25 protein-coding genes are annotated in these 23,790 nt (G+C 64.1%); 12 read left to right on the forward strand and 13 right to left on the reverse strand.

Annotation, left to right across the window (positions count from 1 at the left end; translation table 11 throughout):
* Window positions 1-57: 57 nt before the first annotated feature.
* Window positions 58-2,175 (reverse strand): transketolase, encoded by a 2,118-nt coding sequence (tkt, locus tag QRN52_RS11135; RefSeq protein ID WP_284752820.1) that lies wholly within the window; start codon window positions 2,173-2,175, stop codon window positions 58-60.
* A gap of 413 nt (window positions 2,176-2,588) precedes the next feature.
* On the opposite strand from tkt, the gene QRN52_RS11140 reads away from it, so the two are divergent.
* On the forward strand, window positions 2,589-3,551 hold the full coding sequence (locus QRN52_RS11140) for a heme o synthase (protein ID WP_284752821.1): 963 nt from the start codon (window positions 2,589-2,591) through the stop codon (window positions 3,549-3,551).
* 231 nt (window positions 3,552-3,782) lie between these two features.
* Here the strand turns inward: QRN52_RS11140 and QRN52_RS11145 are convergent, their stop codons facing one another.
* Genes QRN52_RS11145 through QRN52_RS11155 form a run of 3 tightly spaced genes read right to left on the reverse strand, consistent with a single transcriptional unit; the run spans window position 3,783 to window position 6,525 of the window.
* The gene (locus tag QRN52_RS11145) at window positions 3,783-4,727 is read right to left on the reverse strand and encodes a COX15/CtaA family protein (protein ID WP_284752783.1); all 945 of its coding nucleotides are present in this window, start codon (window positions 4,725-4,727) and stop codon (window positions 3,783-3,785) included.
* A 59-nt stretch (window positions 4,728-4,786) separates the two neighbouring features.
* Window positions 4,787-5,563 carry an ABC transporter permease gene (locus QRN52_RS11150; protein ID WP_284752784.1) on the reverse strand — a complete coding sequence of 259 codons (777 nt, stop codon included), beginning with the start codon at window positions 5,561-5,563 and terminating at the stop codon, window positions 4,787-4,789.
* Complete coding sequence (locus tag QRN52_RS11155; protein WP_284752785.1) at window positions 5,560-6,525, reverse strand: ABC transporter ATP-binding protein; 966 nt, start codon at window positions 6,523-6,525, stop codon at window positions 5,560-5,562. The genes QRN52_RS11150 and QRN52_RS11155 overlap by 4 nt, the downstream gene beginning before the upstream one ends.
* Window positions 6,526-6,677: 152 nt before the next feature.
* Here QRN52_RS11155 and QRN52_RS11160 point away from each other — a divergent pair, with 152 nt between their 5' ends.
* The 8 genes from QRN52_RS11160 (at window position 6,678) to QRN52_RS11195 (ending at window position 14,639) form a co-directional block, all read left to right on the forward strand.
* Window positions 6,678-7,445: a helix-turn-helix transcriptional regulator gene (locus tag QRN52_RS11160; protein ID WP_284752822.1), complete on the forward strand. Its 768-nt coding sequence runs from the start codon at window positions 6,678-6,680 to the stop codon at window positions 7,443-7,445.
* An 11-nt stretch (window positions 7,446-7,456) separates the two neighbouring features.
* The gene (gene sufB / locus QRN52_RS11165) at window positions 7,457-8,932 is read left to right on the forward strand and encodes a Fe-S cluster assembly protein SufB (RefSeq protein ID WP_284752786.1); all 1,476 of its coding nucleotides are present in this window, start codon (window positions 7,457-7,459) and stop codon (window positions 8,930-8,932) included.
* A gap of 2 nt (window positions 8,933-8,934) precedes the next feature.
* Window positions 8,935-10,263 (forward strand): Fe-S cluster assembly protein SufD, encoded by a 1,329-nt coding sequence (sufD, locus tag QRN52_RS11170; RefSeq protein WP_284752787.1) that lies wholly within the window; start codon window positions 8,935-8,937, stop codon window positions 10,261-10,263.
* A gap of 26 nt (window positions 10,264-10,289) precedes the next feature.
* Complete coding sequence (locus QRN52_RS11175; protein ID WP_284752788.1) at window positions 10,290-10,646, forward strand: non-heme iron oxygenase ferredoxin subunit; 357 nt, start codon at window positions 10,290-10,292, stop codon at window positions 10,644-10,646.
* A gap of 38 nt (window positions 10,647-10,684) precedes the next feature.
* A complete protein-coding gene (gene sufC, locus QRN52_RS11180) occupies window positions 10,685-11,479 on the forward strand; it encodes a Fe-S cluster assembly ATPase SufC (RefSeq protein WP_184735326.1) in 795 nt (264 codons plus the stop codon).
* 14 nt (window positions 11,480-11,493) lie between these two features.
* A complete protein-coding gene (locus tag QRN52_RS11185; protein ID WP_059389266.1) occupies window positions 11,494-11,826 on the forward strand; it encodes a metal-sulfur cluster assembly factor in 333 nt (110 codons plus the stop codon).
* Between the two features lie 193 nt (window positions 11,827-12,019).
* Window positions 12,020-13,429: a class I adenylate-forming enzyme family protein gene (locus tag QRN52_RS11190; RefSeq protein WP_284752789.1), complete on the forward strand. Its 1,410-nt coding sequence runs from the start codon at window positions 12,020-12,022 to the stop codon at window positions 13,427-13,429.
* Window positions 13,422-14,639, forward strand: coding sequence for a thiolase family protein (locus QRN52_RS11195; RefSeq protein WP_284752790.1), 1,218 nt, complete (start codon window positions 13,422-13,424; stop codon window positions 14,637-14,639). Before QRN52_RS11190 ends, QRN52_RS11195 begins: the two co-directional genes overlap by 8 nt.
* Here QRN52_RS11195 and QRN52_RS11200 read toward each other — a convergent pair.
* From QRN52_RS11200 to QRN52_RS11215, 4 genes are all read right to left on the reverse strand, one after another.
* Entirely contained in the window at window positions 14,636-15,259 is a 624-nt protein-coding gene (locus QRN52_RS11200; protein WP_284752791.1) for an energy-coupling factor transporter transmembrane component T family protein, read from the reverse strand. The two genes, QRN52_RS11195 and QRN52_RS11200, sit on opposite strands and share 4 nt — an antisense overlap.
* Window positions 15,256-15,987 carry an energy-coupling factor ABC transporter ATP-binding protein gene (locus tag QRN52_RS11205; RefSeq protein WP_284752792.1) on the reverse strand — a complete coding sequence of 244 codons (732 nt, stop codon included), beginning with the start codon at window positions 15,985-15,987 and terminating at the stop codon, window positions 15,256-15,258. Before QRN52_RS11205 ends, QRN52_RS11200 begins: the two co-directional genes overlap by 4 nt.
* Before the next feature lie 18 nt (window positions 15,988-16,005).
* Window positions 16,006-16,620 (reverse strand): biotin transporter BioY, encoded by a 615-nt coding sequence (locus QRN52_RS11210; protein WP_284752793.1) that lies wholly within the window; start codon window positions 16,618-16,620, stop codon window positions 16,006-16,008.
* Between the two features lie 156 nt (window positions 16,621-16,776).
* Window positions 16,777-17,553: a hypothetical protein gene (locus QRN52_RS11215; protein WP_284752794.1), complete on the reverse strand. Its 777-nt coding sequence runs from the start codon at window positions 17,551-17,553 to the stop codon at window positions 16,777-16,779.
* Window positions 17,554-17,777: 224 nt separating this feature from the next.
* On the opposite strand from QRN52_RS11215, the gene QRN52_RS11220 reads away from it, so the two are divergent.
* A complete protein-coding gene (locus tag QRN52_RS11220; protein WP_184735294.1) occupies window positions 17,778-19,376 on the forward strand; it encodes an ABC-F family ATP-binding cassette domain-containing protein in 1,599 nt (532 codons plus the stop codon).
* Between the two features lie 9 nt (window positions 19,377-19,385).
* On the opposite strand, the gene QRN52_RS11225 is transcribed toward QRN52_RS11220, so the two are convergent.
* The 5 genes from QRN52_RS11225 to QRN52_RS11245 form a co-directional block, all read right to left on the reverse strand.
* The gene (locus QRN52_RS11225; RefSeq protein ID WP_284752795.1) at window positions 19,386-19,829 is read right to left on the reverse strand and encodes an SRPBCC domain-containing protein; all 444 of its coding nucleotides are present in this window, start codon (window positions 19,827-19,829) and stop codon (window positions 19,386-19,388) included.
* Between the two features lie 85 nt (window positions 19,830-19,914).
* On the reverse strand, window positions 19,915-20,400 hold the full coding sequence (locus tag QRN52_RS11230) for a YbaK/EbsC family protein (RefSeq protein ID WP_284752796.1): 486 nt from the start codon (window positions 20,398-20,400) through the stop codon (window positions 19,915-19,917).
* Window positions 20,384-21,238 (reverse strand): SURF1 family cytochrome oxidase biogenesis protein, encoded by an 855-nt coding sequence (locus QRN52_RS11235; RefSeq protein WP_284752797.1) that lies wholly within the window; start codon window positions 21,236-21,238, stop codon window positions 20,384-20,386. The genes QRN52_RS11230 and QRN52_RS11235 overlap by 17 nt, the downstream gene beginning before the upstream one ends.
* A complete protein-coding gene (locus tag QRN52_RS11240) occupies window positions 21,239-21,517 on the reverse strand; it encodes a hypothetical protein (protein ID WP_284752798.1) in 279 nt (92 codons plus the stop codon).
* The gene (locus QRN52_RS11245) at window positions 21,514-22,020 is read right to left on the reverse strand and encodes a DUF3099 domain-containing protein (protein WP_284752799.1); all 507 of its coding nucleotides are present in this window, start codon (window positions 22,018-22,020) and stop codon (window positions 21,514-21,516) included. The genes QRN52_RS11240 and QRN52_RS11245 overlap by 4 nt, the downstream gene beginning before the upstream one ends.
* Before the next feature lie 153 nt (window positions 22,021-22,173).
* Between QRN52_RS11245 and QRN52_RS11250 the strand changes: the two genes are divergently transcribed.
* A complete protein-coding gene (locus tag QRN52_RS11250; protein WP_284752800.1) occupies window positions 22,174-22,899 on the forward strand; it encodes a beta-ketoacyl-ACP reductase in 726 nt (241 codons plus the stop codon).
* Between the two features lie 88 nt (window positions 22,900-22,987).
* Window positions 22,988-23,737 carry an SDR family oxidoreductase gene (locus tag QRN52_RS11255; RefSeq protein WP_284752801.1) on the forward strand — a complete coding sequence of 250 codons (750 nt, stop codon included), beginning with the start codon at window positions 22,988-22,990 and terminating at the stop codon, window positions 23,735-23,737.
* The last annotated feature ends 53 nt before the right edge of the window (window positions 23,738-23,790 follow it).

The raw sequence follows: 23,790 nt of genomic DNA on the forward strand, positions 1-23,790 counted from the left end.
TTCTTTAATCTCCTTGGAAATCTGTTCGTTGCAGTCGGATTCGTCTCAGACGCGTTTTCAGCTACCGAGACCCGCGAGGGAGTCCTTGGCGGCGGCGGCGACTGCTTCCGCCGTGATGCCGAACTCCTTGAAGAGGCGCTTGTAGTCGGCCGAGGCGCCGAAGTGCTCAAGGCTGATGGAGCGTCCGGCGTCTCCGACGAATTCCTTCCAGCCCAGTGCCAGGCCGGCCTCGACCGAGACGCGGGCCTTCACGGCGGCCGGAAGCACGGACTCGCGGTACGCGGAGTCCTGCTTGTTGAACCACTCGACGCACGGCATGGAGACAACGCGGGTGGCGATGCCTTCGGCCTGGAGCGCTTCACGGGCGTTCACCGCGAGCTGGACTTCGGAACCGGTGCCGATCAGGATGACCTCGGCCGGGACCGTAGCGCCGTCCTTCGAAGCCTCCGCCAGGACGTAGCCGCCCTTTGCGACGCCGGCGGTGGAGCCGAAGGTGTCACCCTCGGCAACGCCCTCGCCGCGTGCGTAGGTCGGGATGTTCTGGCGGGTCAGCACGATGCCTGCCGGGTTCTCGTGGTTCTCCAGCATGGTCTTCCATGCTGCGGCAACCTCGTTGGCGTCGCCGGGACGGACGACGTCCAGGCCCGGGATGGCGCGCAGGGTGGACAGCTGTTCCACCGGCTGGTGGGTGGGGCCGTCTTCGCCCAGGCCGATGGAGTCGTGGGTCCACACATACAGCGACGGGACACCCATGAGGGCACCGAGGCGGATCGCGGGACGCTGGTAGTCACTGAAGATCAGGAACGTACCGGAGAACGCCCGGGTGCGGCCGTGCAGCGAGATGCCGTTCACGATCGACGCGGCGGCGTGCTCGCGGATACCGAAGTGCAGCACCCGGCCGTACGGGTTTCCCTTCCAGGCGCCCGTGGAGCGCGAGGCCGGAATGAACGACGGCGAACCCTCGATGGTCGTGTTGTTGGACTCGGCGAGGTCGGCGGAGCCGCCCCACAGTTCCGGAAGGACCGGGCCGATCGCGTTCAGGACCTTGCCGGAGGCGGCGCGGGTGGAGACTTCCTTGCCTGCTTCGAACACCGGCAGGGCGGCGTCGAGCTCGACCGGAAGCTTCTTGGCCTCGATGCGCTCAAGCAGCGCAGCGTTCTCGGGGTTGGCGGTCTGCCAGGCCTCGAAGGATGCCTGCCATTCGCTGCGGGCGGATGCGCCGCGCTCAACGACGGCGCGGGCGTGTGCCAGGACGTCCTCGTCAACCTGGAAGGAACGCTCGGGGTCGAAGCCCAGGACTTCCTTCAGTGCTGCGACTTCCTCGGCGCCGAGGGCCGAACCGTGGATCTTGCCGGTGTTCTGCTTCTTGGGGGCAGGGTAGCCGATGATGGTCCGCAGCGAGATGATGGACGGCTTGGTGGTCTCGGCCTTGGCGGCGAGCAGGGCGCCGTAGAGTTCCTGGACGTCTTCGACGTATTCGCCGGTCTTGGTCCAGTCCACGCGCTGGGTGTGCCAGCCGTAGGCCTCGTAGCGCTTGAGCACGTCTTCGGTGAAGGCGATGTCGGTGTCGTCTTCGATGGAGATGTGGTTCTCGTCGTAGATCACCACGAGGTTGCCCAGTTCCTGGTGCCCAGCCAGCGAGGACGCCTCGGATGTGACGCCTTCCTGGAGGTCGCCGTCGGAGGCGATGACCCAGATGGTGTGGTCGAACGGGCTCTCGCCGGCGGGGGCGTCGGCGTCGAACAGGCCGCGCTGGCGGCGCTGGGAGTAGGCGAAGCCGACCGAGGAGGCCAGGCCCTGGCCGAGCGGGCCGGTGGTGATCTCGACGCCGGCGGTGTGCTTGTATTCCGGGTGGCCGGGGGTCAGCGAACCCCAGGTGCGGAGGGCCTCGAGGTCCTTCAGCTCCAGGCCGTAGCCGGAAAGGAACAACTGGATGTACAGGGTCAGGGATGTGTGCCCGGGGGACAGGATGAACCGGTCACGGCCGATCCAGTCAGGGTTCTTCGGGTCGTGGCGCATCAGCTTCTGGAACAGCAGGTAAGCGGCCGGTGCAAGGCTCATGGCCGTGCCGGGGTGACCGTTGCCGACCTTCTCGACGGCGTCAGCGGCCAAAACGCGGACGGTGTCCACGGCGCGCTGGTCCAGGCTGGTCCAAGTCAGTTCTTGCTCTTCCAAATGTGGCACGTAAACCGAGCCCCTCTCTGTGCTGACGGCTGGTGACGGCACATGGCAAACCTCGGGCACAGGATGGCGCCCGCTGCGAAGTGTCTACCAGCCGTTCACCATTGAAACGTTGATCTATCATCCAGACATGCAGATCTGAGAATACGCTTTCTCGGAAACCTTGCGTGAGCTGATCTGCAGACAGCTTAGCCCGGTTCGCGGGCCCAAATGGTGGGAATCTCAAAAAATGGACGCAAATTCCGTTTTATGAATCACCGCGACGTCAAAGTGCCGGTGAACTTTCGGAAACACACGAAAAATCCGGGTGCCGTGGCGTCGGACAGGCCACGGTATGATATCTGGAGGCCGAAGCGAGGTGCCGCCGCCGCGAGAAACCCGCCTTGACAACACCAGCAAAGAACAGAGTGACTGCCAACGTGAGCACAACAGATACGCCCCTCAATGCTTCCCCGGCTGTGGGGAAGGGCGGAATGTCCCGAAAGTTCAAGGCGTATCTGGCACTGACCAAACCCCGAGTGATCGAGTTGCTGCTGGTCAGCACCTTGCCCACCATGATCTTCGCGCAGCGGGGTTTTCCTTCCATCGGGTTGATCCTGGCCACATTGGTGGGCGGCGCCTTTGCCGCCGGCAGCGCAGGGGTCTTCAACTGTTACATCGACCGCGACATCGACAAGTTGATGCACCGCACTGAAAAGCGGCCCCTCGTAACGGGCGAAGTCACTCCCCGCGAAGCACTCGTCTTCGCTTGGATCCTTGGAGCTGCCTCGATTGCCATCCTGTGGTTCGGGGCCAACCCGCTCTCGGCTTGGCTCGGCCTTGGTGCGATTGTTTTCTACGTTGTCATCTACACGATGATCCTCAAGCGCCGCACGGCACAGAACATCGTGTGGGGCGGTGCCGCCGGCTGCTTCCCGGTGCTGATCGCCTGGGCAGCCGTGACAAACACGGTTGAGTGGCCCGCCATCGTGCTCTTCATGGTGATCTTCCTGTGGACTCCTCCGCACTACTGGCCGCTGTCCATGCGGTACGGCGAGGACTACCGCAACGCCAACGTCCCCATGCTGGGTGCCATCGCCGGCGCCAAGGTGGTTTCGGTCCAGGTGGTCCTGTACGCGTGGGCCATGGTTGCGTGCTCGCTGCTTTTGGTGCCGGTGGGCCGCGCGGGTTGGGTGTACACCATCGCCGCCGTCCTCGCGGGCGCCTGGTTCCTGTATGAATCACACGCCCTCTACAACCGTGCACAGGGCGGCGACGTCTCGAACAAGGGAGCCATGAAGGTCTTCCACGGTTCCATCAGCTACCTGACGCTTCTCTTCATTGCCCTTGCGGTGGACCCGTTCATCGGCTCCCCGATCATCGGCCGCTGACGGCCCCGTTACGCGCGCCGTCGGCGTCCCCGTCACCGAAGGACGCTCGCTCACTTATGACGCCATTTCCCCAAACGCCCGCTCACCTTTAGGGCCGTTTCCCCAAACGCCCGCTCACCTATAGGGCCAAAACAGAAGACCCTCTTTCACATCGCATGATGCGAAAGAGGGTCTTCCCTTTGGCTAAGGCGGAGGCGGGCAACCGCCCGGGGGCTAGAGCTTAGGTCTGAACTAGACTTTCGGGCTGAACCGGGCCACATCCGCGGCGTTCGTTGCGGCACTCATGAGCAGGGCGGCACCCAACATGTGTGCGCCTACCAGGAAGGCAGGGATGCCGTTGTAGTACTGGGTAAAGCCAATGACCGCCTGCAGGACCGTCACGGCGAGCAGCAGCAGGGCAGCTGTGCGGAACAGGCCGGTGATTCCCTTACGCAGGACGAAGTAGACGGCGAAGACGGCTCCCGCCGTGATGAGGTATGCGGGCACTGCGTGGATGTGCGAAAAGAGGTCCCAGTCGAGATCGTTGCGCGGCGCGTTAGCGTCGCCGGCGTGGGGTCCGGCGCCAGTCACCACGACGCCCAGGCACACAGCGACTACCGAGAAGAACGCGACGGCGGTCATCACGGGGCTCATGGCGCCCGGAATCGCTGCCAGTGTCCGCTTCATGAAGCGGCCGGTCCGGCCATAGGCGCGGTTGACCAGGAGCGTGGAGAAGACAACCAGGGCCATCGAAACCAGGAAGTGCAGGCCGACAACCCACGGGTTCAGATTGGACAGCACGGTAATGCCGCCGATGATGGCCTGTGCCGGAATGCTCGCGAGCAGGCCCACAGCCAGGAGGAAAAGGTCGCGACGTTCTTTGCGGAGGTTCCACAAATACACCAGCATCAGGACGGCGACGGCTGCCAATGCGAACGTCAACATGCGGTTGCCGAATTCGATGAAGCCGTGGATGCCCATCTCTGGCGTGTTCACAAGCGAACCGCTGGTGCAGCGCGGCCACGTGGGGCAGCCGAGGCCTGAGGATGTCAGCCGGACCGCGCCGCCGGTGACCACCAGGACCACCTGGCCGATCAGTGACAACATCGCCAGCCTGCGGATGGTGCTGTTGACCTCCGTGGGAAGCTTGGCGGTCAACTGCTGGATGGACTTCGGGAGGCGGGAAGCCGTGCTCACAGTTTTCTCAATTCTCGGTACTCAATTCACGCTGACGGTTCGGTTCCACAAGGGGACGCTCAGTTCCATTTGAACCAGCGGACGGCGGCCGCGCCAGGGACGATGGTCCACAGCAGCAGCACAAGAACGTAGGGCAGGGAGACGTTGCCGTGGAGGAAAGCGTCCCTGAGAGACTGCCCCAGTGCTCCCGAGGGCAGGAAGTGCACGACGTTCTGCGCCAGTTCGGGCAAACGCTCGGCAGGGACCACGATTCCGCCGAGGGCGCCCAGCAAGATCCAGAGCAGGTTGGTGATGGCGAGGGTTGCCTCCGGCCGCACGGTACCGGCAACCAGGAGCCCGAGCGCAGTGAAGGCTGCAGCGCCGAGAACCAGAAGGCCCAGGCCCGGAAGCCAGCCTTCGGGACGCGGATGCCAGCCCAGCAGCGCGGCCACGGCGCCTATCACCAGGACCTGGAGGACCAGGACGGCCAAGACGGCGATGATCTTGCCTGCAATGAGGCCGGTCCGGCCCAGGGGAGTGGTCGAGAGGAAGCGGAGCACACCGTAGCGGCGGTCGAAGCCGGTGGCGATGCCTTGGCCGGTGAACGCCGTGGACATGGCGCACAGAGCGAGGACGCCCGGGGTCGCGATGTCCACCCGGTTGGCACCCAAGCCATCGAGCAGGGGTGTGACGGTGAGTCCCACCAAGGCCAGCAACGGCATGATCACTGCGAGGATCAGCTGCTCGCCGTTCCGGATCATAGTCAACGTTTCGTAGCGGCCCTGCAGCAGGATCCTGCGCATCAAGGGCGCCGGTCCGGCGTGGGGTGTGCTGCGCACGGGGATGGCACTGGTCATCGGATGTCCCTTCCGGAGATGTCCAGGAAGACGTCTTCCAAGCTGCGAGCCTCCAAGCGGAGGGACGCCGGCATGATGCCCTTCTCGGCCCACCATGCCGTCAGCTTCGCCAGATGTTGCGGCGTCAGCGTGCCTGCGATCGCGTAGCTGCCCGCGCGGCTTTCGGTGATGGTCAGTTCATCTCCGATGGCTGCCGCAATGTCGAGTCCGGCCGGGGCGTCGAAAAACAGGGTGCGTTCGGTTACCCCGTCCATGGCCTCATGGCCGTGGCTCAACAAGTCGGCGACGGTGCCCTCCGCTACGTTGCGGCCGGCGTCGATGATGTACACATAGTCCGCAAGCCGTTGGGCGTCGTCCATGAGGTGCGTGGTGAGGATGATGCCCATGCCTGCATCCCGCAGTTCGGCGATGAGTTCAAAGACGATTTGGCGGGACTGGGGATCGAGCCCTGCGCTGGGCTCGTCCAGGAACAGGACTTCGGGATTGCCGATCAGGGCAGCCGCGAGCGAGAGCCGCTGCTTTTGGCCTCCGGACAAACGGCGGACGCCGGTGCGGCTGAAGGTGTCGATGCCCAAGCGCTCGACGAGTCCGTCCAGGGGAAGGGGGTTCTGGTACATGCCTGCGATGTGCCGAAGCAATGGGATGGGACGGGCCGACGGCGGGAGGCCGCCGTCCTGCAGCATCACGCCGACGCGCGAACGAAGGTTCGCGCCGGCGGCGTCAGGGTCTTCGCCGAGGAGCCCGATGCGGCCGCCGGTACGCTTTTGAAGGCCTTGCGCGCATTCGAGCGTCGTTGTCTTGCCCGCGCCGTTGGCGCCCAGCAAAGCCGTGATCTGGCCGTGTTCTGCGAACATTGACAGGTCGCTGACTACCCGGAGCATCTTGCCGTCAAGGGAAGCCAGCGGGCCAACGTCCTTGATGAGTCCATCGATGGTGAGGACAGGGGATTCGGGGGATCGCACCAAAGTATTCTACGTGAAGTAGTAGGGGTGCGGCGGGCAAGGTGCCGCAGGCCAGCCTTGCCTTACTGGATGCACGGACTAAATTACGACATGATTGTGTTGTGTATTCCATGAGGAGTTCTGTTTCCGTGCCCGCAGGGCACAGCGCGGTCATGTCTGTGGCCGATGGGACCGCCGTCGGCGTGGCTGACGCGGAAGACCGTACCCGGGACCGCGTTCTCAATGCGGTGTTGGAGCACGGTCCCGTCAGCGCAGCTGAACTCGGCGACATGCTGGGTTTCACGCCCGCAGCTGTCCGCCGGCATCTGGATCACCTCCAGCGTGCCGGGGTCATAGAGGTAAAGCGCGTCGCGAAGGCAGGAGCCGGCGCGGGCCGGCCGGCCCGTCGCTATGTCCTCAGCTCACGGGGGCAGTCGAAGCTCGGGGATGACTACTTGAACATTGCCAGTTCCGCCTTGCGGCGCCTGAGGGACCTCGCAGGCGAGGAAGCTGTCAGGGACTATGCGGTAGAGCGCTTCGCCGAGATGGAACAGCGCTATGCACCCGAAATCGACCGGGCAGGGTCCGACATAACGGCCCGCGCTGTGGCGCTGTCGAAGGCGCTTAGCAGGGACGGATATGTTGCATCGGCTGCATCGATTGAGACCAAGGCGCCCCTGCCCGCTTCCCTCTCAAGTGTCCAGCTGTGCCAGGGCCATTGCCCCATCCAGCAGCTCGCCGCGGAATTTCCCGTTTTTTGCGACACCGAGACCGAACTGTTTTCCCGTTTGGTCGGCGTCGATGTCCGCAGGCTCTCTACCCTCGCGCAGGGCGGACATGTCTGCACCACCCACATTCCTACCGGCAGGCCAGCCGCCAAGGAGGCCCTCGGGTTTCCAAAGCTGCGGGCCACGCCCCATGTCGAATCAAACAATCAGTAAGAAAGGCCGTGATGACGGGTCAATTAGCTGAAGGAACAGCAGAGAAAGCGCTAGCTGACGGTGCTGTGATCTCGGAGATTCTGGAGAAGAATCCCGAGCTGCACGGTATTGGCAACTACGAGTACGGATGGGCTGACAAGAACGACGTCGGCGCAAACGCACGCCGTGGTCTCAACGAAGAGGTAGTCCGCGACATTTCGGCGAAGAAGAACGAGCCGGAATGGATGCTGGACCTGCGCCTCAAGGGCTTGAAGTACTTCGACCGCAAGCCCATGCCCACCTGGGGTGCAGACCTCTCCGGCATCGACTTCGACAACATCAAGTATTTCGTGCGCTCCACCGAGAAGCAGGCTGCCACGTGGGAAGACCTCCCCGAGGACATCCGCAACACCTACGAGAAGCTGGGCATCCCGGAAGCCGAGCGCAGCCGCCTCGTGTCCGGCGTGGCCGCGCAGTATGAGTCCGAGGTCGTGTACCACCAGATCCGCGAGGACCTGGAAAAGCAGGGCGTGATCTTCCTGGACACCGACACCGCGCTTCGCGAGCACCCGGAGATCTTCCAGGAGTACTTCGGCACCATCATTCCGGTGGGCGACAACAAGTTCGCGTCGTTGAACACGGCCGTTTGGTCCGGCGGTTCCTTCGTGTATGTCCCCAAGGGCGTCCACGTGGACATCCCGCTGCAGGCCTACTTCCGCATCAACACCGAGAACATGGGCCAGTTCGAGCGCACGCTGATCATCGCGGATGAGGACTCCTACGTCCACTACATCGAAGGCTGCACCGCTCCGATCTACACTTCGGACTCGCTGCACTCCGCCGTGGTGGAAATCATCGTGAAGAAGGGCGCCCGCGTCCGTTACACGACCATCCAGAACTGGTCGACCAACGTGTACAACCTGGTCACCAAGCGTGCCATCTGCGAAGAAGGCGCCACCATGGAATGGATTGATGGCAACATCGGCTCCAAGGTGACCATGAAGTATCCGGCCGTCTACCTGGTCGGCGAGCACGCCAAGGGTGAGACCCTGTCGATCGCGTTCGCCGGCGAAGGCCAGCACCAGGACACCGGCTCGAAGATGGTCCACATCGCGCCGAACACCAAGAGCTCAATCATCTCCAAGTCCGTGGCCCGCGGCGGCGGCCGTGCAGCGTACCGAGGCCTGGTCCAGGTCCGCGAAGGCGCCAAGCACTCCGCCAACACCGTGCGTTGCGACGCTTTGTTGGTAGACACCATTTCCCGTTCCGACACCTATCCCTACATCGACATCCGCGAGGATGACGTGGTGATGGGTCACGAGGCCACCGTTTCCCGAGTCAGCGAGGAGCAGCTCTTCTATCTGATGTCCCGCGGTATGCCCGAGGACGAGGCCATGGCCATGATCGTGCGCGGCTTCATTGAGCCGATTGCCCGTGAGTTGCCTATGGAATACGCCCTTGAACTCAACCGCCTGATTGAACTGCAGATGGAAGGATCCGTCGGTTAGCAATGACTGAAATCACTACTGAAAAGGCCCGCATCGGCGCGCCCTCGGCACAGCCATTTATCGACGGCTTCACCGAAGAAGGCGAGAACCTCTCGCCCGTCAACACCGGCACGAACACGTCTTCCACCTCGGAAAAGGCCTTGGAACAGGCTCCTTCGGCCGGACCGCTTGCAGGCGCCTCGGCCAAGAGCCACTCCCACGGCGGCGGCGTTGGAATTCCGGACAGCTCACGCGCAGGTCGACTGACCTCGTACAAGCTGGCCGACTTCAAGCCCCTCACCGGGCTGGAAGAAGACTGGCGCTTCACCCCGCTCAAGCGCCTTCGCGGCCTTCACAACGAGGTCCTCTCCGGTTCGGCACCGTCGGTCGCCGTTACCGCCCCGGAGGGCGTCGTCGTCGAGACCGTGGGGCGGGACGATGCCCGCATCGGGTCGGCGGCCATTCCGGAGGACCGCGTGTCCGCCAACGCTTGGGAGAACTTCAAGGAGGCCACCGTCATCACGGTGCCCGCCGAGCTCCAGCTCGACGGCGAAGTGTCCGTCCTGCTGACCGGCACCTCCACGGAAGCTTCCGCCCAGCACATAGTGATCGTGGCAGGGCGCTTCTCCAAGTCCCGGATCGTCCTGGACCACCAGGGCAGCGCGATCGTTTCCGAGAACGTCGAAATCCTCGTCGAAGACGGTGCCGACCTGACGGTCATCTCGCTCCAGGAATGGAACGACGACGCCGTTCACGCCTCGTCGCAGCAGGCCAAGCTGGGCCGTGACGCCAAGTTCAAGCACATCGTGGTCAGCCTCGGCGGCGACGTCGTGCGCATGACTCCGTCCACGCGCTTCACTGCACCGGGCGCTGAAGCCGAGATGTTCGGCCTGTACTTCGCCGACGCCGGACAGCACCTTGAGCAGCGCTTGTTCGTTGACCACGCCGTGGCCAACTGCAAGTCCAACGTCCTGTACAAGGGCGCCCTGCAAGGCCGCAACGCGCATACGGTGTGGGTTGGCGACGTCCTGATCCGCAAGGAAGCCGAAGGCACCGATACCTACGAGGCCAACCGCAACCTGGTCCTCACGGACGGTGCGCGCGCCGACTCGGTGCCGAACCTGGAAATTGAAACGGGCCTGATCGAGGGTGCCGGCCACGCCAGCGCCACCGGCCGCTTCGATGACGAACACCTGTTCTACCTCATGGCACGCGGCATCCCTGAAGACGTAGCCCGCCGATTGGTGGTCCGCGGCTTCCTCAACGAGATCATCCAGCAGATCAAGGTACCGGCACTCGAAGAGCGCCTGACCGAAGCTGTTGAGCGTGAGCTCGCCGCGAGCGACAACTAATACAAGCCAAGCAGGGAAAACAGACTATGAGCGATCAGCCACAAGGCGAACTGGTATGCAACGCCAACGAGATCCAGGTCAAGCAGGCGCTGCGCATCCTGATCGATGACTACCCCGTAGCCATCGTCAAGGACTCGATGGGTCAGATCCACGCCATCGGCGACACCTGCTCGCATGCGGACATTTCGCTCTCCGAGGGCGAAATCGAAGGCTGCGCGATCGAATGCTGGGGCCACGGTTCCCAGTTCGATCTCCGCACCGGACAGCCCTTGCAGCTCCCTGCCTACGACCCCGTCCCGGTCTTCGCCGTCAGCCTCGACGGCGACGACGTCTACGTGGACGTGACCAACGTTGTGAACGGCGCCTCAGTACAGAACTACTGAGCGCCAAGTGCCTAAAGACTTACGAAAGAAAGAAGAGCATGTCTACTCTTGAGATCAAGGACCTGCACGTCAGCATCGAGACGGAGCAGGGCACCAAAGAGATCCTGAAGGGCGTCAGCCTGACCATCAAGACCGGCGAGACCCACGCGATCATGGGCCCCAACGGTTCGGGCAAGTCCACCCTGGCGTCCACCATTGCCGGCCACCCGCGCTACAACGTCACACGCGGCACCATCACGCTCGACGGCGAAGACGTGCTGGCCATGAGCGTTGACCAGCGCGCCCGCGCAGGCGTCTTCCTGGCCATGCAGTACCCCGTAGAGGTTCCGGGCGTCACCATGACCAACTTCCTGCGCACCGCCAAGACCGCAATCGACGGCGAAGCTCCCGCCCTCCGCACCTGGACCAAGGACGTCAAGGCGGCCATGCAGCAACTGCGTATCGACGCCGACTTCGCACAGCGCAACGTCAACGAGGGCTTCTCCGGCGGCGAGAAGAAGCGAGTGGAGATCCTCCAGCTCGAACTCTTCAAGCCGAAGTTCGCCGTGCTTGACGAGACCGACTCCGGCCTGGACGTCGACGCGCTCAAGGTCGTCTCCGAGGGCGTCAACCGCGCCCACGCCACGGGCAACATGGGTACCTTGCTCATCACCCACTACACCCGCATCCTGCGCTACATCAAGCCGGACTTCGTCCACGTGTTTGTCGATGGCCAGGTTGTCGAAGAGGGCGGCCCTGAATTGGCCGACCGCCTCGAAGAAGAAGGCTACGACCGTTACGCCACGGGCGCCGGCGCAGCCACCATCGCTGCTGCCGCAGCAGCACAGGCCTAGTTAGGACTCCCGCCATGACCGAAATCAACGCGGCTCGCACCAGCCTCGAGGACGTCGAGGAGGCGCTCAAGGATGTCATTGACCCGGAACTCGGTGTCAACGTGGTGGACCTTGGGCTGCTCTACGGTCTGAAGTACTCCGAGGAGGACGGCGCTCTGCTCATCGACATGACGTTGACGACGGCGGCCTGTCCGCTGACGGATGTCCTCGAAGAGCAGGTCGGCCAGTCCCTCGACGGCATCGTGGACGACTGGCGCCTCAACTGGGTATGGATGCCGCCATGGGGTCCCGAGCGGATCACGGACGACGGCAAAGACCAGATGCGGGCCCTCGGCTTCAACATCTAGGTCCCCACCGCCTCCCTAGCCTCGCTTCGCTTCGGCCAGGGAACCCTCGGCGGCGGAGGCCCCTGCTTAGGTTACGACGACGGCCGGTCACCTTTCGCGAAAGGTGACCGGCCGTCGTCGTACCTAGATCTCCCGACCGCACGAGTGGCGTCACAGTAAGCCGCGGACCCACCGCACAGGCTAAAATTCGATGATGCCTTTTCTGGACAAACTTCAGCTCTGGGCCGATGAACGCCCCGACGACACCGCCGTCGTCGTCGGCGGCAAACGGCTCAACTGGGCTGACCTTCGGGACGCCGCCACCCTGCGCCTGGAGGAGACGGCCGCGACGACGGTACTCGCCGAGCCCAATTCCCTTGACTTCGTGGTGGCTTACACGGCCGCCGTGGCCGGCGAACGGCGCTGCGCCGTGCTCGACCCGTTGTGGCCGCAAGCCATGATCGATGAGGTCGCCCAGAGGATCGGACAAGCCGGGCCCGCCACCAGCCGGGAGCTTGGCAACGGTGACGAGTTGTCCGACGGCGATCTGGACTCCACGTTCCTGATCGGACTGACGTCCGGAACCACGTCCGTTCCCAAAGCCTTCACCCGTTCACGGCATTCGTGGCAAGTCTCGTTCGACGCCTCCATCGAGTTCTTCGGGCTCACACCGGAGGACAGGACGCTCGCGCCCGGACCGCTGGCCGCGAGCTTGAACCTGTACGCCCTGTCCGAATGCCTGTATGCCGGGGCGGCCTTCCACACTTTGGAGACATTCGACGTCGGCGATGTCCACGCAGCGATCAGTTACGACGGCGTCACCCGGCTGGTCCTCGTGCCCACCATGCTACGACTGTTGAGCGAGCGCGGATTGACCGGGGGCGTGGACGCATCCGGCGTGCGGAGCATCATCTGCGCAGGCTCGAAGCTCGACGCCCGTACCCTCGAAGCGGCCAGGCGTTGGGCGCCCAATGCTGCAATTTTCGAGTACTACGGCGCGTCCGAGCTCAGCTTTGTTTCCGGAACGCGGCTCGCTGCCGGTGAACCGCTCGACGCCGGCGGCACGGGAATCGGCCAACCGTTTCCCGGCGTCGAACTCAAGATCATGGACGACGACGGCGCGGAGCGGCCCGAAGGGGCCGACGGGAATATCTGCGTCCGGTCCGGCATGGTCAGCAACGGGTATCTCTGGGGCGATGACGGCCAGGCGCTACGTTGCTTTGACGGTTGGTACACGGTGGGGGACCAGGGCTATGTGGATTCCGGTGTCCTGCATATCCTCGGCCGTCGGTCCGACATGATCATCACCTCCGGGAGGAACGTCTATCCCCACGAAGTGGAGCTTGCCTTGGCATCGGTTCCCGGGGTTTCGGCGGCCGTCGCGGCTGGAATGCTGGACGAAGTCCGCGGCCAGAAAGTTGTCGCCGGAATCGTTCCCGCCTACGGATCCGTGACTGCAACCCAGGTGAAGACGGGCCTTGACGGCCTGCTCGCCCGGGACAAGCGGCCCCTGCGGTATTTCACGCTGTCCGAATTGCCCGTGACGGACCGCGGGAAGGTCAGCCGCCAAATGTTGCTCGACTGGATTGAGAACAACGATCCGCGGGCGAAACCCCTTGCCTAGCCGCGAGCCGGGCACAGGGCCGGACCCTTCGCGCCAACCGGTGATCATCGCCGCCCTGCGCACACCAATTTGCCGGGCCAACGGACAATTGAAGTCGCTTCGCGCCGAGGAGCTCCTCTCTCCCGTGCTGCGCGCACTGCTGACAGCCACGGGTGTTGCCGGCTCGGACGTCAGCGACGTCGTGATCGGCAATGCGGTGGGCGGGGGCGGAAACCTGGCCCGGTATGCCGCTTTGCGGGCGGGACTGCCTGCGGGGGTTCCCGGACTGACTGTCGACCGGCAATGCGGCTCCGGGCTCGACGCCATCGCCTTGGCATCCCGGCTCGTTGCCGCGGGCGGTAATGGCGTCTTCCTGGCCGGGGGAGTGGAGAGTATCAGTACTGCTCCGCTGCGTGCCAGGAGGAATCAAGACCCCGACGGCGAACCGGACTTCTACACCCGCGCCACCTTTGTGCCGCCCGAGTTCGGGGACCCGGACATGGGTGTGGCTGCAGAAAATGTGGCACGGGAATTCTTCGTGAGCCGCGAACGACAGGACGAGTTCGCCTTGCGGAGTCACCAGCGCGCCGTCGCTGCCAGCGCCCAGGGCGCATTCGCCCCGGAAATTGTTCCCGTGGAAGCAGGGGGCGCCGTGGTGCAGGCGGATGACGGACCCCGGGCATCCCTCAAGGCCGGACTCATGGGCCGCTTCCCGCCGGCATTCGTACCGGGCGGCACTGTTACGGCCGGAAACTCGTGCTTCGACGCTGACGCTGCCTCCGCCGTCGTGATCACTTCACTCCAGCGGGCACGGCAACTTGGTGCCGCGGACGGATTGCTCATCCTGGGCTGCGACACTGCGGGCGTTGAGCCGGAACTGCTGGGCATCGGAGCTTCAGTGGCGGCCAAGCGATTGCTCGCGGAGCTTGGTCTTGAACCGGGGAAACTGGACCTCGTGGAATTCAACGAGGCGTTCGCTTCGCAGACCCTCGCCTGCCTTGACGCGCTTGGCGTGGAACCGGAACGGGCGAATCTTGACGGTGGCGCACTGGCCTTGGGACACGCGTACGGTGCGTCGGGGGCTGTCCTGGTGACACGGCTGCTGGCCCAAGCCCGCAGGATCGCCGAAGATCAGCCAGGCCGGGAGAGCCTGGCGCTGGCGATGATCAGCATCGCAGGTGGAATGGGCACGGCAGCGATGTTCCAGTACGCGCAGTTGACGGCCGATTAGTCTTCGGAGTCGCCAAGGCCGCGCGCGGCCAAGGCGTCGCCGGTCTGCCGCGCATAGGCAACCGTGGTGATGAACACCGGCAACACCAGGGCGCGGGGATTGCGTTCAAGCCCCCTTGCCCGGGCTGAGTCACGGACATCGGAGAACGCGCCGGCAATGAACGGAAGGCTGCGCAGCATGATGGCGATGGTCAGGGCGAAGCGCTCAGGGTCCGCCCCGAAACGCTTGAACGGCTTGGACAGGGCAACCACCCCGTCCAGCAATGCCTGCACGGGAGTCGTGACGGTCAGCACCGACGCCGCGACGACGCAGACAAGCACATTGAGCACGATCCGCGCGGCAACGGGGCCGCCAAGCTGCCACCATTGGAAGGCGCCGATCGCAACGAGGATGGGCGTCACGAGCCACACGGAACGGGCGAGCCGTTTGAATCCGGCACCGCTCAGCAGGAAGAGTCCGCACATCACTGCGAGGACCGCCGCCGAGACAAGCCAGTCCACGATCAGGAACGATGCCAAGCCGCAGCCGGCAACCAGCAGGAACTTGAGCCACAGCGGCGTGCGGTGCACGATCGATTCGCCCCGCACATAGTTGGGGATCAGCACCCCGCGGCCCCTCACGTCGCCTGCACCTTGCCTTGGGGGGATTCAGCTACGCACAGCGCGCGGTAGTGTTCGACGGCGTCGGCTGCTCCGCCGTCGAACACTATCCGTCCGCAATCCACCACCAAGGCGCGATCGGCTTCGAGGGCAAGATCGAGATCGTGGGTGGACATGATGATCTGTTGCTCCAGGCCTGCAAGGGTTCGCCTCAGCAGTTCCCGGTTGCGCAGGTCCAGCAGCGTTGAAGGCTCGTCGAGGACCAGCACGGCGGGGTTCACCGCGAGGACGGCGGCGAGGGCGAGCAGCTGCCGTTCTCCGCCGGAGAGCTCGTAAATACTCTGGTCGGCGAGGTCCAGGAGCCCGAACCGTTCCAGCACAGCTTCCGCCCGGGCCGCGCGCTCTTTGGAGTTCTTGACGGAACGCCGCAGGGAGAGTTCAACATCCTCCCGGCCCGTAGGCATGACCAGCTGCGACAGGGGATCGGTGAAGACGAAGCCCACCTGGCTGCGGACCTGGCGTACGTCCCGCAAGCTGTCGGCGCCGTTGACGCTGACGGTACCTTCGCTGGGAACCACCAAGCCGTTGAGCAAGCGCAGCAGGGTGGACTTTCCCGAGCCGTTGGCCCCGATGACCGCGATGCGTCGCTCTGTGAGTTCCAACGAGACGTCCTGCAGCAAAGTCTTGGGCGCCGGGCTGCCATCGACGGCTACGCGCACTGAGACTTCGCTGAGAATGATGGTGTTCATGTACTGATTGTTCCCGCTCTACTTGACGCGGCGGACCAGGATGTCCGGGAAGGCCTTGTGGAGCGAGACGGCGATGATCGCCGCCAGGACGTTCTTGATGGTATCCCCGGGGTAGTACGGCAGGTCGGCGAGGACTGCCTTGGCGAAGTCGAACTTGCCATTGACCATGAAGCCAAGCACTCCGAGGCCGTGGATGAGGACGATGGTGCTGATCATGGCTGCGGCAAACAGGAAAACGGCGCGGTACTTGACGGTCTTGCGGATCACGATCGCTGCCAGCCAGCCGGTGGCGGCCGCCGCCAAGGGAAAGGCGATGATGTAGCCGGCCGACGGCGTCGCCAGGATACCGAGCCCGCTCCGGCCGCCGCTGAAGATCGGCAGTCCCGCGAAACCGAGCAGGGTGTAAAGGCCGACGGCGGCGAAAGCCCGCCCGCCGCCGAGTACGAGTCCCGTCAGGATGACGGTAAGGGTCTGCAGGGTGATCGGCACGCCCAAGGCGCCGACCGGAATGCCTGGAATCAGCGTTGAGGCGGCCACGAGGGCCGCGAATACCGCGATGAGGCCGATGTCCGTGGACGTCCAGCGCGTGCGGGGAGAGGTTCCCCGCGTGGAAGCGGTTTCGGTGCTGCTCATGGTGTGTCCTGTCTGTGCCTGGGGCGGAGTGAATCCCCTGGAACCGACACTACAGAGCGGTCTGACACGGCATTTTGTAGGGTCTCCACGAGCAGCATGGCAAGGCCTTGGGCCCAAGGTACAAAGAGCGGCGCAGTTGGGCCGGAGCCGCCGTTGCTACGCCTCGACGTCCTCTGCTGTTGGGGTGAAGCCCGCGCGGTCCACCTTCCGGTGGTAGTGCATGCCGGCCAGTCCGCCCAATACCGCGGCGGCGAGGGTCACTGCTGCCACCACGACGGCGGCGATGATGCCGGTTGTGCTGAGCTGTCCCTCATTCACGGGAATCCTCGGGAAGCTGTTCACGTTGGCGAGGATATTGAACCGCGGTCCGGCGAGCAAGCCCAGCAACGCCACCAGCACGGCGACGATAATTGCCCAAAACCAGACCATGAGCCCTTGCCTGACGCCGTTGAACCGGGCCATGCGTCCGGCAACGTAGCCGCCGCAATAATAGGAGAGGAACAGGATCACCAGGAGCGCGATGATCCCCGCAATGCCTACGGGCTGCGAAGATGCCAGGTTCACTGCATCACTGACGTTCGCGTTGTTGGCGAGCCCGACAGCGATCCCCGCCGCCGCAAGGAGGGCGACCAGCAGCACGGCCATCCCCGTGGCGGTCAGCCAGCCGAAGAAGGCAGAGCCAATCTTGATTCCGCCGAACTGCTCCTTTTCGCGGGCGATGACGGTCTCACGGGTGGCCGCGCCCGGCTCGGAAGCTGCGGGAACCACGGGATAGCTGCTCGTTTCGTCAACGTAGCCACGGTCAACGTAACCGGGGCCGTTTCCACGTACACCGTCTACCCGGTCGCTCCGTGGTTCGGCGGCATATGGGACTTCATCCTGGCCGCGGTCGGCCCGGACGTGTTTGCCATCGGATCCTGTTGCACTGCTCATCGAGAGCCTCCCTTGCAATCGTCCTACCTTCACCTAACCACGCGCCGAAAATAGTAGCAAGGGTGCTTACTATTTCAGGGCCATCCGCGCCCGCCCTTGACGCTGGCGAGTGTGGGACCCGGTGGGCGGTAGAATCGTAAAGGCCGTTTGTTCGGCCCCTCCACTTCAGCCGCGCCTTGACCTCCGGTGCTGCGGGTGTTCCCCATTGAAAGGCATCCCCCGAATTGATTACCGTCCAGGAACTCGAACTGCGCGCCGGCGCCCGCCTGCTCATGGACCAGGTGAGCTTCCGCGTGGATAAGGGGGACAAAATCGGTCTGGTGGGCCGGAACGGCGCAGGCAAGACGACCCTCACCCGCGTTCTTGCCGGCGAGGGACTGCCCGCGGCAGGCAAGGTTGCCCGCAGTGGTGAGATTGGCTACTTGCCCCAGGATCCGCGGACCCCGGACATGGAACAGCTGGCACGGGACCGCATCCTTTCCGCCCGCGGGCTCGACGTGGTGGTGGGCAAGCTAAAGCAAGCCCAAACGGACATGTCCAGCGAAGACGCAACGGTTCAGCGCAAAGCCATGAACCGCTACGACCGCTTGGAAGCCGAGTTCCTCGCAGGAGGCGGTTATGCCGCCGAAGCCGAAGCCGCAGCTATCTCCTCCAACCTGGCCCTTCCCGAGCGGCTCCTGAACCAGCCTCTCAAGACACTTTCCGGCGGCCAGCGCCGCCGCGTGGAGCTGGCCAGGATCCTCTACTCGGACGCCGAAACGCTCCTCCTCGACGAACCCACCAACCACCTCGACGCAGACTCCATCACCTGGCTCCGTGACTTCCTCAAGGGCCATCAGGGCGGGCTGATTGTGATCAGCCACGACGTGGAGCTCCTCGAAGCCACGGTCAACAAGGTTTACCACCTGGACGCCAACCGGGCGCAGATCGACTTCTACAACATGGGCTGGAAGCGTTACCTGCAACAGCGTGAAACCGACGAGCGCGCCCGCAAGCGGGAACGCGCCAACGCCGAGAAGAAGGCCCAGGTCCTCATGGACCAGGCCAACAAGATGCGGGCCAAGGCCACCAAGGCCGTTGCGGCGCAGAACATGGCGAAGCGTGCCGAACGGCTGCTTGGCGGCCTGGAAGCAGTCCGCGAGCATGACCGCGTGGCGGCTTTGCGTTTCCCGGATCCTGCTCCGTGCGGCAAGACTCCGCTCACGGCGGAAGGCCTGAGCAAGTCATACGGCTCCTTGGAAATCTTCACCGATGTGGACCTGGCAATCGACCGCGGCTCCAAGGTGGTCATCCTCGGCCTCAACGGTGCGGGCAAGACCACCCTCCTGCGGATGCTTGCAGGGGTGGACAAGCCGGACACCGGCGAGATCGTCCCGGGCCACGGGCTCAAAGTGGGCTACTACGCACAGGAACACGAAACCCTGGACCACGACCGCACCGTCCTGGAGAATATGCGTTCATCAGCTCCGGACATGAAGGACGCAGAGGTCCGCGGGATCCTCGGTTCCTTCTTGTTCTCGGGCGACGACGTCGACAAACCGGCGGGTGTGCTTTCCGGTGGTGAGAAGACGCGGCTCGCCCTCGCCACGATCGTGGCCTCGAGCGCCAACGTGCTGCTCCTGGACGAGCCCACCAACAACCTCGACCCGGCCAGCCGCGCTGAGATCCTCGGCGCACTGCGGAACTATTCCGGCGCCGTCGTGCTCGTCAGCCACGATGAAGGCGCCGTGGAGGCTCTGAACCCGGAACGCGTGGTGCTGCTTCCGGACGGCGTCGAGGACCACTGGAACGAAGACTACCTGGACCTCATCACCCTCGCTTAGGCGATCGCCTCAGGGCATTTCCCACGGCACGGAGGCAAGTGGCCGGCCTAGTTCGATGTAGCTTTTCAGATTGGACAGGACCGCCGACCAGCCGCGGCCTGCAATCGCCAACTGTTCGTCGTCGGCGATGTTCCTGTGATGGACCGTGAGCCTGGCAATGCCGTCATGTGACTCGATGGTGAAGGTGACTACGTCGGGCTTCACCACTGCTGGAACCGCGGGATCCTCCCACGTGTTCACAAGGCGCGCCGGCGGGGTTGCCTCCAGGATGGTTCCCACGACGTCGGCCGTTCCGGAGCCGTCCGTGCGCCGGTGTTCCCAGCGTGAACCTGCCTTCCAGTCCGAGACATTGGCGTGGCCCCAGTACTCAGCGCTTTGGGCTTCGTCCGTCAGTGCCGTCCAAATCTGGTCCGGGGTTCCTTCGATGTACGTGACGTAGGTGTATTCAGCCATGCTCACAGCCTAGCCCCAGGCCGCGGCGGATCAATGACCCGCGGGTCAATGACCAACCGGATCATAACCGCGGGGGACTAACGCCTCAGCGGACCTTCAAGGGCTGGGCGGCCGTAATCCGTTGGAGCTCGCTGTAACTGATGGAGAACATCGAGTTATGGTCACCCGCGCCTGCCCAGAGCAGTGGATGCTCCTGGAGCGAAATATCGAGGATGGTTCGAATGGGCTGCGGGTGTCCAACGGGAGCTACGCCGCCTACGGCCTGGCCGGTGTGCTCAAAGACAAAGTCAGGGCTTGCCCGGCGGATCCTGGCCGTCCCCAAGGACGCCGCCACCAGGGCGGTGTCCACCTTCGCGGCCCCGCTCGCGAGAATCAACAGGGGAGCGCCGTCAAGCTCGAACACCAGGCTGTTGGCGATGGCCGCAACATCGCAACCCAGCAACGAAGCCGCCGCGGCCGCGGTGGGGACTTCGTCGTCGAACGTGCGCACCGTGTCTTGGGCGCCGGCCGCGGTCAGGGCCGACTTCACATTCAGCACGGGTGCCGGGACCATCTCAGTAGCCTTGTGCATCCAGGATGGCGTCTTCCTCTTCTTCGGCCGTTGGCCGCTTTGATTTCCGTGGCGCGGGCTCCTTGCGGCGAGGAATCGCGCTTAGCTCTTCTTCCTCGTCCTCGGCATCAATCCGGGCATTGCGGGCCTGTTGCCGGGCCGCGTAGCCGAAACCGACGAACATGAGCACGCCGAAGGCAAACCACTGCAAGGAGTAGGAGAGATGGGTACCCTCGTCCGTGGCCGGCTTGGCGAACGGCGCGGGCATCACCTGGACAGCCGGCGACTCTGTGGCGAGCTGCCCGTAGGCGCCGGTCATGATGGGATAGCCAAGTTCCGTGGCGTAGGAAGGAAGATCGATCGATTGCAGCTGGCCATCGACGGCGCCACGCCCTAGGTCGGCCTCCGAAGCCTGCAATCGTACGACGACGGTGACCTCCCCGGCCGGCGGGGCCGGGATGCTGTCGGGGTGGCCGGGAGTCTTGTTTCCGATGGGCAGCCACCCGCGATCAACCACAACCGCTTCGCCGCTCGACAACCGGAACGGGACCACTACCTCGTAACCCGGCTGGCCGTTGAGGGGACGGTTACGGACGACTCGTTGTCCCGAAACGTCGTACCTTCCGTGCAGCTCAACTTGCGCCCATTCCCGTTCGGGATCCAAAGACTGGAACTCCGCCTTGGCAGCAGAGAAGGGAAGGGGAGTGGCCGAATAGTTGTTGACGACACGATTGATTTCCGCCAACGTCTCGGCCCTGCGGTCCATTTGCCAGCGGCCCAGCAAAACGCAACCCGTGGCGAAGATCACGGCCAGGACAAAGTAGCCCAGCCATTTGCTGGAAAAAAGAAAGCGGTACATTCAGCGGGCCTCGCCTGGGTCAGTGGCCTTGTCGAAAGGTAATGTCTCTTTCCAAAGGCCGCGGGTCTGCAGGTAGTCCTCCAACCATTCCCGGTGCTCCTCGCAGGACAGCCACACCTTGCGGCGCTCGGGAGCGTGGATACGGGGATTGTTCCAGAGGAGCTGCCACGTGGCATCCGCGCGGCACGCCTTGCGTGAGCACACAGCCGCAGGCGTCTCGCCCTGGCCGGCATGTTGCTCACTCTCTAGCCCAAGCCCGCCCAAAGTGAAGATGTTCATGAAGCCGCCTGTTCTTCCCCGCTGAACGGATAGTGGTGCTTGCCGCCGGTGGTGTCATCCGGCTCCGGGCCGGAGGCATCTTGGCGGGCGTCGTCGTCGATGAGTTCGCCCTCCAAGATGGTGACGGGCGCTGCGGCCGGCTCCCCTTCATCGGGTGACGCTTCCAGCTCCGCGGCCGGGACGTAGTCCAACAAGGCGTCGCTGTGTACTTCGGCCTTGTCGCTGCCATTGGCGATCACTACGGCAATCCAAGGCAAAAACACGGCCCCTGCGACGGCGATGATCTTGAACCAGCCATCGACCACGAAAATGAGGATGAGGCACACCAAGCGGATACCCATCGCCACGGCATACTTGATCATTCGTTCGCGCATGTCGTCCGAGTGGGCGGCAGCGGCGTCGGTAATGCTGTGCACCACGGGGTCGCCTGAAACGGCGTCCGGGTCCCCGGGTGCCTGCAGGGGACTGCTATCTCTTGTCACGGCTGATTCATCACGCTCCAACGGCTTCCCTCAATTCTCTCACCCCCGAACGGGCCTCCCAAACCGCGCCGGGCGCAGCTACCCGCGGCCGGAGGCTCGCGGCGGCTAAGATCGATGCAGGAAATCACCCACTTTCAAGCGGCACGGTGCTGCCGCGGAACTCTGGAGAGCAGCATGTCTGAAGCAGTATCAACCGCCCGCAGTGTCCTCATCACGGGCGGAAACCGCGGCATCGGCCTGGCTATCGCAGAGGCATTCCTCGCCAACGGTGACAACGTCGCCGTGACGTACCGCAGCGAAACGCCCCTTCCCGAGGGCATCCTTGGCGTCAAGGCCGATGTGACCGACGAGGCTTCCCTCGATGCCGCGTTCAAGGAAGTCGAGGCCGCCCACGGACCTGTTGAGGTTTTGGTAGCCAACGCGGGAATCACCAAGGACACCCTGCTTTTGCGCATGAGCGAGGACGACTTCACCTCCGTCATCGACACCAACCTCACTGGTGCCTTCCGGGTCATCAAGCGGGCTTCGAAGGGCATGATCCGCCTGCGCAAGGGCCGGGTTGTGCTGATCTCTTCCGTGTCTGGCCTCTACGGTGCCCCGGGACAGATCAATTACTCGGCCTCGAAGGCCGGCATGGTGGGCATTGCCCGTTCCCTCACCCGGGAACTTGGCAGCCGGGGCATCACGGCGAACGTGGTCGCACCGGGTTTCATCAACACCGACATGACCGCGGAGCTTCCCGAAGACACCCAGAAAGCCTACTTGGCGAGTGTTCCGGCCGGCCGCTTTGCAGAGGCCTCCGAGGTCGCCAACGTGGTCCGCTGGATTGCCAGTGACGAAGCCGCATACATTTCCGGTGCCGTCATCCCCGTGGATGGCGGCCTGGGCATGGGCCACTAGATCACCAATCCCGCTGGCATGATTGACTCGGGACCAATAGATCTTGGATGTTTTGAACAAGTTGGACGTTTTGAATAAAGGAGCATGAATGGGACTGCTGGACAACAAGACGGCAATCGTCACCGGTTCTTCACGCGGCATCGGCGCTGAAGTAGCCAAGATCCTGGCTGGCGAGGGCGCCGCCGTCGTCGTCAATTACCGCCAGAAGGCCCCCCGGGCCAACAAGGTAGTGGGCGAGATCCAAGCAAGCGGCGGCCGCGCTGTAGCCGTCGGCGCGGACCTGACCACCCAGGAAGGCGTCCAGGCGCTGGCCAGCGCGGCCATGGAGGAATTCGGTTCGCTGAACGTCCTCGTGCTCAACGCTTCCGGCGGCATGGAATCCGGCATGGAGGAGGACTACGCCCTCAAGCTGAACCGCGATGCCCAGATCAACATGCTCAACGCGGCAGTTCCGTTGATGCCGGAAGGTTCACGCGTGGTGTTCGTCACGAGCCACCAGGCGCACTTCGTCGAGACCGTGCCTACGATGCCCGAGTACGAGCCCGTAGCCCGCAGCAAGCGCGCCGGCGAAGACGCATTGCGCGGACTGCTCCCGGACCTTGCCGACAAGGGCATCTCGCTCGTCGTGGTTTCCGGCGACATGATCGAGGGCACCGTGACGGCCACCTTGCTGGACCGCTCCAACCCGGGCGCCATTGAGGCCCGCCGGGCCGAGGCCGGCAAGCTGTACTCGGTGGAGGAATTCGCCGCCGAGGTGGCAAAGATGGTCACGGCCGACGTCGAGAGCGGCCACACCGAATACGTCGGCGGCGCCGACTACTTCGGCAAGAGCGCCTGATCACCCTTTAGCGCATCAAGAAGCGGCCCGGGACTGTCTGAATGACACAGTCC

Source organism: Arthrobacter sp. efr-133-R2A-120 (assembly GCF_030209835.1).
In the GTDB taxonomy this organism is placed as follows: domain Bacteria; phylum Actinomycetota; class Actinomycetes; order Actinomycetales; family Micrococcaceae; genus Arthrobacter.

What these genes read in the sequence shown, in the direction of transcription:
- QRN52_RS11150 (WP_284752784.1), bottom strand. Translation starts at nt 5,563, where the DNA reads ATGACCAGTGCCATCCCCGTGCGCAGCACACCCCACGCCGGACCGGCG.
- QRN52_RS11160 (WP_284752822.1), top strand. Translation starts at nt 6,678, where the DNA reads ATGTCTGTGGCCGATGGGACCGCCGTCGGCGTGGCTGACGCGGAAGAC.
- sufB (WP_284752786.1), top strand. Translation starts at nt 7,457, where the DNA reads ATGACGGGTCAATTAGCTGAAGGAACAGCAGAGAAAGCGCTAGCTGAC.
- sufD (WP_284752787.1), top strand. Translation starts at nt 8,935, where the DNA reads ATGACTGAAATCACTACTGAAAAGGCCCGCATCGGCGCGCCCTCGGCA.
- QRN52_RS11175 (WP_284752788.1), top strand. Translation starts at nt 10,290, where the DNA reads ATGAGCGATCAGCCACAAGGCGAACTGGTATGCAACGCCAACGAGATC.
- sufC (WP_184735326.1), top strand. Translation starts at nt 10,685, where the DNA reads ATGTCTACTCTTGAGATCAAGGACCTGCACGTCAGCATCGAGACGGAG.
- QRN52_RS11185 (WP_059389266.1), top strand. Translation starts at nt 11,494, where the DNA reads ATGACCGAAATCAACGCGGCTCGCACCAGCCTCGAGGACGTCGAGGAG.
- QRN52_RS11190 (WP_284752789.1), top strand. Translation starts at nt 12,020, where the DNA reads ATGCCTTTTCTGGACAAACTTCAGCTCTGGGCCGATGAACGCCCCGAC.
- QRN52_RS11205 (WP_284752792.1), bottom strand. Translation starts at nt 15,987, where the DNA reads ATGAACACCATCATTCTCAGCGAAGTCTCAGTGCGCGTAGCCGTCGAT.
- QRN52_RS11210 (WP_284752793.1), bottom strand. Translation starts at nt 16,620, where the DNA reads ATGAGCAGCACCGAAACCGCTTCCACGCGGGGAACCTCTCCCCGCACG.
- QRN52_RS11215 (WP_284752794.1), bottom strand. Translation starts at nt 17,553, where the DNA reads ATGAGCAGTGCAACAGGATCCGATGGCAAACACGTCCGGGCCGACCGC.
- QRN52_RS11225 (WP_284752795.1), bottom strand. Translation starts at nt 19,829, where the DNA reads ATGGCTGAATACACCTACGTCACGTACATCGAAGGAACCCCGGACCAG.
- QRN52_RS11230 (WP_284752796.1), bottom strand. Translation starts at nt 20,400, where the DNA reads ATGCACAAGGCTACTGAGATGGTCCCGGCACCCGTGCTGAATGTGAAG.
- QRN52_RS11235 (WP_284752797.1), bottom strand. Translation starts at nt 21,238, where the DNA reads ATGTACCGCTTTCTTTTTTCCAGCAAATGGCTGGGCTACTTTGTCCTG.
- QRN52_RS11240 (WP_284752798.1), bottom strand. Translation starts at nt 21,517, where the DNA reads ATGAACATCTTCACTTTGGGCGGGCTTGGGCTAGAGAGTGAGCAACAT.
- QRN52_RS11250 (WP_284752800.1), top strand. Translation starts at nt 22,174, where the DNA reads ATGTCTGAAGCAGTATCAACCGCCCGCAGTGTCCTCATCACGGGCGGA.
- QRN52_RS11255 (WP_284752801.1), top strand. Translation starts at nt 22,988, where the DNA reads ATGGGACTGCTGGACAACAAGACGGCAATCGTCACCGGTTCTTCACGC.